The sequence below is a fragment of the Butyricimonas sp. BSD2780061689_150309_C8 genome (assembly GCF_015560935.1).
Lineage (GTDB): Bacteria > Bacteroidota > Bacteroidia > Bacteroidales > Marinifilaceae > Butyricimonas > Butyricimonas paravirosa.
In genome coordinates, this window is sequence record NZ_JADMSV010000040.1 from 1 (window position 1) to 12858 (window position 12858).

The 12858-nt window shown below is 43.3% G+C and carries 7 protein-coding genes and 1 pseudogene; 7 read left to right on the forward strand and 1 reads right to left on the reverse strand.

Annotated elements, in window-relative coordinates; translation table 11 throughout:
• The 4 genes from I2I33_RS19340 to I2I33_RS19355 all read left to right on the forward strand — a co-directional run.
• Positions 1-2481 (forward strand): SusC/RagA family TonB-linked outer membrane protein (locus I2I33_RS19340; protein ID WP_195666878.1); only part of this gene is annotated, 2481 nt, incomplete at its 5' end.
• 12 nt (positions 2482-2493) lie between these two features.
• Positions 2494-3969 carry a RagB/SusD family nutrient uptake outer membrane protein gene (locus I2I33_RS19345; protein ID WP_162613775.1) on the forward strand — a complete coding sequence of 492 codons (1476 nt, stop codon included), beginning with the start codon at positions 2494-2496 and terminating at the stop codon, positions 3967-3969.
• A gap of 11 nt (positions 3970-3980) precedes the next feature.
• Positions 3981-4814, forward strand: coding sequence for a DUF4843 domain-containing protein (locus I2I33_RS19350; RefSeq protein WP_087421104.1), 834 nt, complete (start codon positions 3981-3983; stop codon positions 4812-4814).
• 18 nt (positions 4815-4832) lie between these two features.
• The gene (locus I2I33_RS19355; RefSeq protein WP_087421105.1) at positions 4833-6443 is read left to right on the forward strand and encodes a PKD-like family lipoprotein; all 1611 of its coding nucleotides are present in this window, start codon (positions 4833-4835) and stop codon (positions 6441-6443) included.
• Positions 6444-6617: 174 nt separating this feature from the next.
• Here I2I33_RS19355 and I2I33_RS19360 read toward each other — a convergent pair.
• Positions 6618-7102: pseudogene (locus tag I2I33_RS19360) on the reverse strand (DUF1016 N-terminal domain-containing protein); the annotation flags it as partial.
• A 443-nt stretch (positions 7103-7545) separates the two neighbouring features.
• Between I2I33_RS19360 and I2I33_RS19365 the strand changes: the two are divergent.
• From I2I33_RS19365 to I2I33_RS19375, 3 genes are all read left to right on the forward strand, one after another.
• Positions 7546-8076, forward strand: a complete 531-nt coding sequence (locus tag I2I33_RS19365; RefSeq protein WP_158572056.1) for a sigma-70 family RNA polymerase sigma factor — start codon at positions 7546-7548, stop codon at positions 8074-8076.
• Between the two features lie 68 nt (positions 8077-8144).
• Positions 8145-9308 carry a FecR family protein gene (locus I2I33_RS19370; protein ID WP_087421107.1) on the forward strand — a complete coding sequence of 388 codons (1164 nt, stop codon included), beginning with the start codon at positions 8145-8147 and terminating at the stop codon, positions 9306-9308.
• A 39-nt stretch (positions 9309-9347) separates the two neighbouring features.
• Complete coding sequence (locus tag I2I33_RS19375; RefSeq protein ID WP_087421108.1) at positions 9348-12854, forward strand: SusC/RagA family TonB-linked outer membrane protein; 3507 nt, start codon at positions 9348-9350, stop codon at positions 12852-12854.
• The last annotated feature ends 4 nt before the right edge of the window (positions 12855-12858 follow it).

Consider the following 12858-nt stretch of genomic DNA (forward strand, 5'->3'; position numbering starts at 1 on the left):
GGATTGCGGGACGAGCTGGATGCCGACCCGAACCAGCCGTTGTTTATCCTGGATGGTTTCGAGTCAACGTTGGCAGCGATTAATGATCTGGATATAAACCGGGTGGCGTCGATCACGATCTTGAAAGACGCGGCGTCGACGGCAATTTACGGTTCAAAAGCGGCAAACGGGGTGATCGTGGTGGAAACGGTGAAACCGGAGGCCGGGAAGTTACAGGTGAGCTACAACGGGAACATGAATATCTCGATTCCCGATTTGTCGAGTTATAACTTGATGAATTCAAGGGAAAAGTTGGAATTCGAATTATTAGCGGGTAGATATGATCCGGCCTCTTGGTCAACGGCTAGCGAGGTGAAATTGAACGAGCTGTATAACGAGAAATTGAAGGTGATCGAGAGCGGTGTGAACACGTACTGGCTGGCAGAACCTTTACGGGTAGGTGTCAACCAGAAACATTCACTCTACGTGCAGGGAGGTGAAGGGAATTTCCTGTTTGGATTGGGAGCGGGGTATAACGGGATTTCCGGGGTGATGGAGAAGTCTGACAGGAGCGTGCTTAGTGGTAATATAGATTTGATTTACCGGATGTCGAAATTCCAGTTCTCTAACAAATTCTCGTTGACCTCGACGGATTACAAGAACCCGATCGTGGCTTTCTACGAGTACGCGGAGGCAAACCCGTACTACAAGAAGTATAATGATGACGGTACGGTGGACAAGTGGTTGGAAAATAATGACTATTTCAAGGCCTCGAACCCGCTGTGGAACGCGAAACAAAATAGCCGGGACGAGGGAAAGAATCTTGCCTTGAGTAATTATTTCATGGCAGAGTATTTCCCCACGACTGAATGGCGGGTACGTGCCCGGTTGGGATTGACTTACGGGAATGACGACACGGAGAAGTTCTATTCCCGGAATGATACCCGTTATGAAGACGTGGAGACCATCAAAAAAGGGGAATATCGTTCAACGAATACCCGAAAAAATCAAGTGGAGGCGGAATTGAGTGTCACGTACGCGAAAGTACTGGGAAAACATAGGATTAACCTGGTTGCCGGGGGAAATCTTTCCAGCGATAAATCACTGACCCAGGGATATTCGGCTTTGGGATTTCCGGAAGGAGATTTTTCTTATCCCTCTTTCTCGAACGGTTACCCGGAAAACGGTACGCCTACCTACTATGAATCCGTGTCCCGCTCGGTGAACGGTTATTTTAACACGGGGTATTCTTTTGATGATCGCTACTTGATGGACTTTAGTTTGCGGACGAGCGGTTCATCGGTTTTCGGTACCTCTCGGAAGTATAACACGACGTGGTCAGTCGGGTTGGGCTGGAACTTGCACAAGGAGAAGTTTATCATGGATCACGTGGCATGGATTGACTTGTTGAAATTGCGGGCTTCAATAGGAAACCCGGGAAACCAGAGTTTTGACTCTGCGCAATCCTTGTTGACCTATTCTTTCCAGTACGGTTCGATGAACTATTTCGGGCTGGGAGCCGTGTTATCACAAATCGGTAATCCCGATCTGGAATGGCAGATCACGGTGGACAAGAACATCGGTTTGGACGTGACGCTGTTTAATAAACGCTTTTCGTTGACGGCGGATTACTATTACAAGGTGACCGACCCGTTGTTGATCAAGGTGAGTACACCGCTTTCTTCCGGGACATCCACTTACATGACGAACGCCGGAGAACAGGTGTCGCAGGGTTTGACGGCATCTGTGTCTTATTATATTTTCCAAAATTTCGAGCAACGTTTTTCGTGGATGGTACGGGCGAACGTGCGGACGCAGAAAACCCGGATAAACAAGATCGGGAATAAACTCTCCACGTTGAACGCCAGCGGAAAGGGAGAAAATACCGTGAGGTATTATGACGGGGCAGACCCGGATGATATTTGGGCGGTAAGGTCCGCGGGGATTGATCCCTCGAACGGGAAGGAGTTGTTTTATGCCAAGGATGGTGGTTACACGTATGATTTTACCTATGATGACGAGGTGATTTGCGGGAATACCCGTCCGGACGTGGAGGGAGTGATCGGTTCATCATTGAACTGGAAGGGATTTTCCGTGAGCTTGAATTTCCGTTACCAGATGGGGGCTGACGTGTTCAACGAGGCTCTTTACAACAAGGTGGAAAATATTTCAAGGAGTGATTTGAACAAGAACCAGGACAAGCGGGCGTTGTACGAGCGTTGGCAAGAAGTGGGGGATATCGTGCATTTCAAGGATATTGCCAGCGCGGCAAGTACCCCGATGTCTTCCCGTTTCGTGCAGACGGAGAACGTGTTGACCTTGGAGTCTCTCTATCTGGGGTACGAGTTTTACAACGGGTGGATCGAGAAACTCGGCTTGAGTAGCCTGAAACTACAATTCTCCATGCGTGACGTGTTCCGGGCATCGACAATCCGGTCGGAGAGAGGTATATCTTATCCTTTTGCGCGGAGTATGGAGGCAGGACTTTCGTTTAATTTTTAAAGATGAATGGTTATGAAATTATGGAATATCATTTGGACCGGGGTCATACTCGTGTGTGGTGTAGGGTGTTCGAGTTTTCTGGACGTGCAGCCGAAAGACAAGCAATCGGAGAAACAATTATTCGCCACGAGAGGCGGTTTTTATACCGCGGTGAACGGGATATATAACAAGATGGCGTCTTCGGCTCTTTACGGGAAGAATCTTTCCTACGAGTTGGTGGACGTGATCTCGAAACGTTACCAGCCTCTTCCGGTGAACACGTACTTGACGGCGTTGAGTACCTTTGCTTACACGGACGAAGATGTGAAAAAAGCGTTGGAAAGTACATGGACCACGGCTTACAACACGATATTGAATTGTAACGTGGTGTTGGAGAATATTGACGAGAGCGAGGGTGTGTTACAGGAACAGGAGTATCGGGTGTTGAAAGGGGAGATGTTGGCGGTGCGTGCTTTCCTGCATTTTGATATGTTGCGGTTATTCGGTCCGGTCTATAAATTGCACCCGGAGGCGGAGGCAATCCCCTATAATGAATCATCGAAAGTGATTGCTTTACCGTTGATGACGGCAGATTCCGTGCTGCATGAAAAGATCCTGCGGGATTTGGATGAGGCAGAGGAATTACTGGCGGATAGTGACCCGGTAATAGAGAATGGACCGATGGCTTCTCTTGAAAAAGACGAGGAGGTGTATCTGCGTTATCGCCAGTTACGGATGAATTATTATGCCGTGTTGGCGTTGAAGGCTAGAGTGTACTTGTACGCGGGAGAACAGGCGAATGCATTGGCCGCGGCTCGAAAACTGTTAGCGGATTCGAAAGTGAATGAACATTTCCCGGCGGTGGACCCGAATAAGTTGTTGGCAAACCAAAGTAATCCCGACCGGGTGTTCTCCTCGGAAGTGCTGGCAGGGATTTACAAGAAAGACCGGGTGGATATTTATACCAGTTATTTCAGTGCCGAGCAAGCGGGGAATAATTACTTGCACCCTAGAAAGGATTTCGTGGGGACGAGTCTTTTCGCGGGCGAGACACAGGATTACCGTTTCCAAACGTGGTGGCAAGTTGCCTCCGGTGTGGGGGAGAGCGGGCATTCTTTGATCAAATACAAGGGGATAGATAAGCCTAGCGGAACAACGGATACGGAATATTTCTATGCCGTCTTCATGTCGTTGATCCGGTTGAGCGAGGCGTATTATATCGCGGCAGAATGTGAACCCGTGTTGGCAGATCGTTATGGATGGCTGAACCAGATGCGTACCCGGAGAGGATTGCCCGAATTGACGGTTGTTTCGGAGGATGATTTCATGAAACGCTTGCGTTCGGAATATTTGCGGGAGTTTATCGGAGAGGGACAGATATTTTTCATGTACAAACGGCTGTATATTAATATTAACAGTGATGAGAATGGATATGATACCAGCACGTATGGAGCTAAGGAAGAACGTTACGTGTTACCCTTGCCTTCCGGCGAAGTTGATAATCGTTAAATTGTAAGGTTATGAAATGGAAAATTATATTGTTTGTTTTAAGCTTGACGCTTGTTTTCAGTGCTTGTGAAAAGCAAGATATTTCGGTCTTTACCACGGATGATAGTGGAATTTATTTTCAACGGGTGACCAGTTATATTTATAATAGTACCACGGAATATTACGGGGATTCGTTGGCCTATTCATTCGCCTCAGCCAAGGCGTCTATAAAAAGCGCTGTGCTGTCCGCCACGATACGGACAATGGGAAAGGTGGTTGATTACGATCGTCCTTTTAAAGTGGTGGTGGATCAAGAGGGAACAACAGCTATCGAGGGGAAACATTACGAGGTAAATTTGGATACGGTAGTTGTGCCTGCGGGAAAAAGCACGGCTTACGTGCGTGTCCGTTTCTTTCGCACGGATGATATGATGGAAAAGGCTGTTCGGTTAGCTCTTCGTTTGGAGGATAACGAGTATTTTAAGTGTTATTTTCCGGAGTATAAGAATACGAACGCTTATTCGGCCACAGGGGTGATGATTCACGGGGATGTGTTTGCCTTTTCGTTGAGCGAGATGTACACGGAGCCGAGTTACTGGGCTATGTTTGGGGGAAGTTTCTTTGGAGATTGGACGCCTAAGAAATATATCGTGGTTAATTCTGTTTGTGGGTTGACTCCTTCTGATTGGAGTAATGCCGGGTATGCAGGGACGAAGGTTCAGTATGGACGGTTCAATTTTTTTGCTACTGCGGTACAGAAATATTTACAGGAACAGGCAGATGCAGGAACTCCGGAGTTGGAGGCGGACGGGAGTTATATGCAACTTGCACCTTCTTACTCGGTAGACTATTCCCGGTATGAATAATATTAAAAATATAAGGTTATGAGAATAAATCCTATTATACTGTTTTTGTTTGTTTTTTCCTTTTGTAGTTGTTTTGACGATAAGGGAAATTATACTTATCATGAGGTGGCGGATATAACCATCGAGAACATTCCCGAAGTGGTGGAGGTGTTGGGAAATTCTGATCATATTGTTGTGAATCCGAAGGTCGTTTCTTCGCTAGAGGGGGAGATTGGTAAGGAGAATGCTAATTTTGAGTTTAGTTACAAGATTGAGAAAAAATCCGGTGGTGTATTGGTATCCGGACAACATTGGGTTGATCTGAATCCTTCGGGATCATTGGATTTGGACACGTTGGCAGCTTTTGCAGCAGATACCTATATCACGTGGTTCTCCGTGACGGACAAGCGTTCCGGCGTGCGGACGTCTAAGACATTTGATATTAAAGTATCTTCTCCTACTTACGAGGGTTGGATGGTGCTTTGTGATGAAGGTGAGGAGGAACGTGTTCGGATGGATATGATTTCTGTGATTTCGGCAGAGCGAGTAATCCCGGCTTATGACCTGTTGACTTCTTTGGGATTACCGGAGTTGAAACATGCCAAGGGAATCGGGTTTTATCCCAATCGATTTGCGAATCCTTCCGATCTTATTTACGTGATGTCGGCTGAGGGAACGTATATGCTGGATCGGGAAACGTTTAAGACAGATGAGTCTTTGGAAATTGGTAATATTGATTTTATTATTCCACCGGTAAATGAACATGTTGTGTGTTACACGTCGGTAAATAATACCAGTACAGCAGGAGCTTTAGCTAATCTCTGCGTGACGGATGCCGGGAATGCTTATGCACAGGTGAGGGATTATTCCGGTCCTGCTTTTGAATACCCGATCAACACGTCGGAACGGGGAAAGGCTCCGGAATATAAGGTCGCTCCTTACGTGGGAGTAAGTATGGCCCGTCCGGGGAATGGAGAAACGGCTTTATTGTATGACTCGGATAACAAGCGATTTGTGGGCTGGAAGTACGGGTATGTCGCTGATGCGATGCAGGTTTTGACTCCGGTTGCAGACCCGGAAAATGGTTTGTTTAGTTTCAAGACGGGGATGGAATTGGTGTACATGGAAAGTACCCGGTATTCCGGTGGTTTGGTATATTCTATTTTGCAGGATGCCAGTGGAAAACGTTATATTTACGGGATCAATATGTCGAATAACGGTTTCGTACAGGAGGCGAAGTACGAGAATTTGAATGCTCCTGATTTTGATAAGGCAACGAGCTTTGCTTTTCATTCTCAATTCCCTTATATGTTTTATGCCGTGGGGAACAAGGTGTACTTGCATAATTTAGGAACGAACACGACTTACCCGATGAATGATATTACTTTAGGGGAAAACGAGACGGTTACGATGTTGAAATTTAACCTGTACAGGCAATGCTCGTTAAGCGATCTGAATAATCAGTCCGACGAGTTTATGGCCCGGCAGTATGAGTTGATGGTGGGTTCGTACAATACGGCGGCTCAGGATAACAATGGCGGAAAGTTAGGGTTCTATCCGGTGGATGGGGTGAATAATAGAGTGACGAAAAGGGCGGAATACAGTGGTTTTGCAAAGATAAAGGATGTCGTGTATCGTGAGCGGCGATAACGTGATAGAGAAAAGGTGTTAAAAGTCGTGTTTTAAATGACTACCCCCTCCAACTCCCCCTTGCACAGGGGGAGGGATGATTACCAAGCGGTTCCCCCTCCTGTGTAAGGAGGGGTTAGGGGAGGTAGTTATTTAAAACATGATTTCTTTTGCCTTTTGATAAACTCTCTTTTCTAATGCGGATAGGGCTTCTTTGTTTTGAGATAGTCCGCTACGTTCATAATACAAGGATGTTATTTGTCGTTCCAGTTCTTTATATGACCAGCACCCTCGAATGGTTCCCATTTCATAAAATGCTCTTTTTATTGGGTTGTCAATAGTTGCGATGAGTATTAAGTTGGAATCTGTGAGTTTGTTGAAGAGTTTATCTGCGGGAATTATCCACTTTAGGTTATTCGTTAATTCGGCGGATGACAACTGCCGAATTGGTTCTATGAATTCAGTACTCAGTGAATTTTGAAGTTGCGATGTAATATATTGTGTATCAGTGTTTATTGTCCATATGCGGCACGGTCTTCTCCGTTTTGTTCAAACTCTACAATATAACAACCCATAAGCCAGTTACGGGAAGTAAGAGCAAGGTTTACAGCATGTGCAGCTTGTGCCTGCAATGTGCATTGTATTGTACTAATATGTTCTACTAATGTCTCAAAATTCATAGATACAAAGATAATCCTTTTGTAATTAAAATGTTAGTTTGTACAAACTGTTTGTCGCTTTATGGGTGGCTATTTACTTTTTGTTACGCGTGAGATCGGTCTACGACTTGAGAGTGAGAAGAGGTCTCCGCAAGAATGGGGGGAAATAAGGGCATACAGATTTCAGATAGGCGTGTCCCCGTCGGTGTAAAGACGTTCAAGGGGAGCGATTATCGAACGAAGACGAAACGTCTGTGATCTGTGCGTGTGGCCTTATTTCCCCCTGATCTGTTTTGTAATCGGGAATGTGATGTAAATAAAATGTGATGGAAGGGGAATTTGTTTTTTGTGGAAAGAAGGTTTGTTGAATAAGATTATGATTAAAATAAAAATATTTATCTTTGAACTGGACATGAGGAAAAAAGGATCGATGCAAAAAGTATGGATCAAATTGAAAGATTATAGTGGATAAAGAAAAGAGGGACACGTTTGAGTTATTGTATAAAACTCATTATAAAGAGTTGTATATTCATGCTTTAAGCTTTGTTCGGGATGAAGAAGAAGCAAAAGACATCGTAACGGATGTTTATGAATACGTGTGGAAGAATTTTGAAAAATTGGATTCTTCAGTTTCTCTGCGTCCCTTTTTATATTCTCTGGTTCGTTCCCGTTCTCTTGATTTTTTGAGGAAGGAGAAAACAAAAGAAAAGTTTTTGGCTTATAAAAAGACCTTTCCCGAAGAGGAGGAGGAATACGTGGAGTATGAGCAACTCATCGAAAAGGTGATGCATATTATTGAGAATATGCCCCAACAGACAGCTACCGTGTTCAAAAAATGTTTTATCGAGCGGAAAAAATATCAAGAGGCGGGGGATGAGTTGGGAATTTCTATTAACACGGTTCGTTGGCATATAACGAAGGCAATCAGTATATTAAGGGGACAAATGTCTGATGTCGAAATGATATTGTTATATGCGTTTTTCTTAAAAAAATGAAAAATATTGCTTTTTGACCCACATCATTTACCATGCTTTACGTGTAATAGTAAAATGAACGTGAAGTTATGAAATTCGAGAAAGAAGAAGATCGTTTAAATTTTGTCATCGAGATACTGAATCATCCTGAGTTATTGCAGGAAGTTCGGGTGCAGGAATGGTTGGCAGAACCCCGTAACAAGGATTTGTACGAGGAATGTCGGAGGTACTTGGAAGGAGGGCTTCGGCTGACCGTGGGTGATCAGTTGGATGTGGAGGGAGAATATCGGAATTTTACCCGGAAGATGAAATCCGGTGGTCGGTCTCGACGAATGACTTGGTTTTCTGTGGCTGCAGCCGTGGTTATACTTATTTCCGCCAGTTGGTGGTTGTTGGAAAATTCGTTGTCGTCGAAAAAGCAAGAGGTGATTCCGGTGGCAGAACACATTGTCCCCGGAAAAAATCAAGCTGTGTTGATTACGGAATCCGGAGAGGAACTTGTTTTGAGTGCATCCGGGAGTGAAAGTCGGGAGCTGGGTGAAGGTATCCGTGTGGAGTACGATAGTCTGAGAGGGATTAATTACAATTTGGCCAAGGGGGCTGTGGTCAGTTATCACACGCTTCGAGTACCCAAGGGGGCAGAGTATAAATTGACCTTGAATGATGGAACCGTTGTATGGTTGAATTCTGAATCGGAATTGCGTTACCCAACTTCTTTCGTGGGTGAAAAACGGGAGGTATTTTTGAAAGGCGAAGGTTATTTTTCCGTGGCTCACGATGAGAAACATCCTTTTATAGTCGTGTCTTCTGATATTTACACGAAGGTGTACGGGACAGAATTTAATGTACGTTCTTACGGAGAGGAGGATGTTCACGTGACATTGGTACAGGGCCGGGTTGCCGTGAAGAAAACGGAGAACGGTTCGGAGTATACGTTAAACCCGGGAGAGAATGCCCGCTTCACCGAAAGCATACCGGAGATCACGAAGGTGAACGTGAACAGGTATATTGCTTGGAAGGATGGGTATTTCTATTACGAGAACGAGTCATTGGAATCTATCATGGATGATTTGAAACGGTGGTATGATTTTGATGTCATGTACGTGGGGGATAAGGTTCGAGATTATCGATTTGAATTGTGGGCAAGTCGGGATAGCGAGATTTCGGTGATTACCGGTTTGTTGATGAAGACGAATCGAATTGGAGTAAAGGTAAATGGAAAGACGTTAGTCGTTTCCGAGGTAATTAGATAAATAAGTAATCATTTTAATTTATAACCAAAACTATCATTTATGGCAATACTTTTGAGTAAGAAGCGTTCCATTGACAGGAACGTTAGTAGGAGAATTGTGAAAATGTTTTTGATACAATTCGTGTTTTCCTTGTGTTTTTTCACGAGTATCGCATCCGGTGTGACTCAAAATCGGGTGGTGAGCTTGGACTTTGAAAACGTGGAATTGTCGAAAGCATTGAAAAGTTTGAGTGAAGCAGCTGATTGTAAGTTTATCTTCAATTATGATGACTTGAATAGTTATAAAGTGTCTGCAAAATTGGAAAATAAGAGTGTGGAGGAATGTTTGGATATTTTGTTAAAGGGAATGCCTTTTAAATATAGCCATGAGGGAGAATTAATTGTTATTTCCTATAAAAGTAATGACGAGAAGAAAATTTACACGGTTCGAGGAGTGGTGAAGGATGAGACAGGGATGCCTCTACCCGGTGTAGCGGTGATTCAGAAAGGTACGACGTTGGGAGCGGCTACCGATGTAGATGGGAGATTCGAGTTTAAATTAACAGAAAAGAACGTTGCCTTGGTATTTTCATTTGTTGGAATGAAGACGAAGGAACTGTTGTATGATGGTTCGGATAAATTATTGGACGTGACGATGGAGGAAGAGGTTGAGATGTTGGGAGAAGTGGTGGCTACTGGTTACCAGACGATTTCTCGTGAACGTTCAACGGGTTCCGTGACGATTTTGAAAGCGGAAGATTTAGGAAAAGTACAAAGTACGAGTTTGGTTTCCAAGATTGAAGGTTTGACTCCCGGTTTGTCTACTTATGGAGATGAGTTGGAGATTCGGGGAGCATCTTCTTTCGCGGTGAGTTCAACCCCTTTACTTGTAGTAGATGGTGTGGTAATGAATCAAGCGCTGAGTTCAATTAACCCGGATGACGTGGAGACGATTACGGTATTGAAGGATGCGGCAGCTACTTCATTGTATGGAGTACGTGCTGCTAACGGGGTGATCGTGGTTACGACGAAAAGAGGTTCGAAAGAGGAAAAGTTAAATGTGAATTTGTCTGCAAATTTTTATTTCAATCCGGTTCCTAAAATAAGCTATATGGATTATGCATCGACAAGCGATATCATTGATTTCGAAATTGACTTTTTGAAAAATGAATCCTTGTACCAGAGTAATCCTGGTGAGTATTTCGATTCTAAGAATGATCCGAGTGCCTATAAGAATTATACCCGAATTGAACGTTACTATTATGAATTGTATAAAGGGAATATGACTCAGGCAGAGGTGGATGAGAAAATTAATGCCATGCGGAAAAATGATTATCGGAAAGAGGCTCAGGATATTTTAACGCATACGGCCATTACGCAGGATTATAACCTGTCACTTTCTCGCGGGGGTAAAAATTCTAATTTATTTTTCTCTTTGCGTTATCAGAATAACGGGAAATATTTGAAATCATCCAGTGCAGATAAATATAGTATTTATTTAAAAAATGAATTAGACCTGACGGATTGGTTTAAGTTGACCTTGGGGGCTAATACTTATATTACGAAGCAAGAAGCTTCGCAGGCTGGTGTTACTTATTTGGAGTTTATGCCTTATGAACGTGTGGTGACAGAATCCGGAAATCCGGTATACCAGTACAAGCATAATTTCTATCATAGTATGGAAATTAACGAGACCGAGGGGTTGGAATTTATGGGATACAATCTGAAGGAGGAGATGAACAAAAATATGCAAAAAACAAATTCTTTGTATGTAAGATTATTTGCTCACACGGATTTCAAGTTGTTGAAAGGACTGGATTTAGGATTGAAATTTCAGTATGAAAAAACCAACACAAGTATTATCCAATACGATGAAGCTGATTCTTATTTGATGAGGGAGATGGTAAATAGGTATGCGTCGGGGAGTGTGGGAGATTTCGAGTATAACATCCCGCAGGGAGGACATCGATCTGAACAGCATCAGAATGACGAGTATTTTAATTTCCGGGTTCAATTGAATTACCAGACTACGTTTGCCGAGAAACATGATTTAACAGTGCTTGCCGGAGGTGAGATTCGTCAAGATGCTAATGACGTGACTTATAGTGAGCGTTATGGATATGACGATCAGAAATTGACTTATAAACAAGTGGATTGGTTGACATTAAGTAATGGTGTATCAGGTCAATTGGTTAGTAGCTTACAGACGAAGAATGAGATGTTGCAAGTGTCAGATGTAAAGCATCGTTATGTTTCAGCTTATGCAAATGCAGGATACACGTATGATGCTAAGTATAGCTTGAATGCCAGCGTGCGTGTGGAGCAAGCAGACTTGTTTGGGTCAGACCCGAAGTATCGTTATCGTCCGTTATGGTCGGTTGGTGCAAGTTGGTTGATGACAAGAGAAAACTTTTTGAAGGATATAGCTTGGTTGGATATGTTGAAGTTAAGAGCAACATACGGAATCACGGGTAATGTTGATCAATCTTCTTCACCTTATTTACTCGGGTCTTACTTTAATTCGTTATACACGCAAGCTAGTCTGACCGACATTTTGACACCGCCTAATAATATGTTGCGTTGGGAGAAGACTTCAACGTTGAATATTGGTGTGGATTTCGCTTTAATAAGTCGTTTAAGAGGATCGATGGAATTTTATCGTAAATATAGTTCTGATCTGTTAGCCAACAAGACATTGGACCCGTCACTTGGTTTCGAAACGGCAAGGGTAAATAATGGTGCAATGAGAAATATTGGATTCGAATTGTCACTTTCTTATGATTGGTTGAAAAATAAGGATTGGGATTTGAATACGACATTTACGGCAGCTAATAATAAGAATGAGATTCGGAAAGTTGGTTTCACGCCTTCTAATGCGATTGACATGTTTTTGTATCCTAATAGTAACTATTTAAAGGGGGATGCATTCAATTCTATCTATGCTTATAGATATGCGGGTTTGACGGAGAATGGTGATCCTTCCGTGTATGATGAGAACGGGGATATTAAGGCAAATGAACCGGTGCGTAATATAAATGCTCTCGTATGTGCCGGGCAGTTAACCCCAAAGTGGAATGGTGCTTTGACAGTGAACTTGAGATATAAAACATGGGAATTTTTCACGAAGTTTGTTTATTATACGGGACATTCTCTGAGAAATGATGTTACTCCGTTATATTCGATGTACAGTGATTTGAATGGTTCTTTGCATAAAGATATTGTGAATCGTTGGACAGAGGATAACAAAGATACTGATATTCCTGCAATCCGACCGGGAGGATCGAATGACCAAGAGCAACGTGAATATTTGTGGAAATATGCAGATGCCCATGTAAAGAGTGCTTCTTTTATCAAGTGTCGTAATATAGGTATCGCTTATTCTTTACCTAAAGATTTGATTAAGAAGTGGAATTTACAAAACGTGAACATTCGGGCGCAGGTAGATAATCCTTTTTATTGGGCGGCTAATAACGAGGGAATCGATCCGGAATCGTTTAACGCAAATGGCGGTAAACGTACAGACTTTATGATGCCGACTTACAGTGTTGGTTTGAGTATTAATTTTTAAACGA

Excerpts from the sequence above, each read along its gene's own strand:
- I2I33_RS19345 (WP_162613775.1), top strand. The coding sequence starts at position 2,494 with ATGAAATTATGGAATATCATTTGGACCGGGGTCATACTCGTGTGTGGT.
- I2I33_RS19350 (WP_087421104.1), top strand. The coding sequence starts at position 3,981 with ATGAAATGGAAAATTATATTGTTTGTTTTAAGCTTGACGCTTGTTTTC.
- I2I33_RS19355 (WP_087421105.1), top strand. The coding sequence starts at position 4,833 with ATGAGAATAAATCCTATTATACTGTTTTTGTTTGTTTTTTCCTTTTGT.
- I2I33_RS19370 (WP_087421107.1), top strand. The coding sequence starts at position 8,145 with ATGAAATTCGAGAAAGAAGAAGATCGTTTAAATTTTGTCATCGAGATA.
- I2I33_RS19375 (WP_087421108.1), top strand. The coding sequence starts at position 9,348 with ATGGCAATACTTTTGAGTAAGAAGCGTTCCATTGACAGGAACGTTAGT.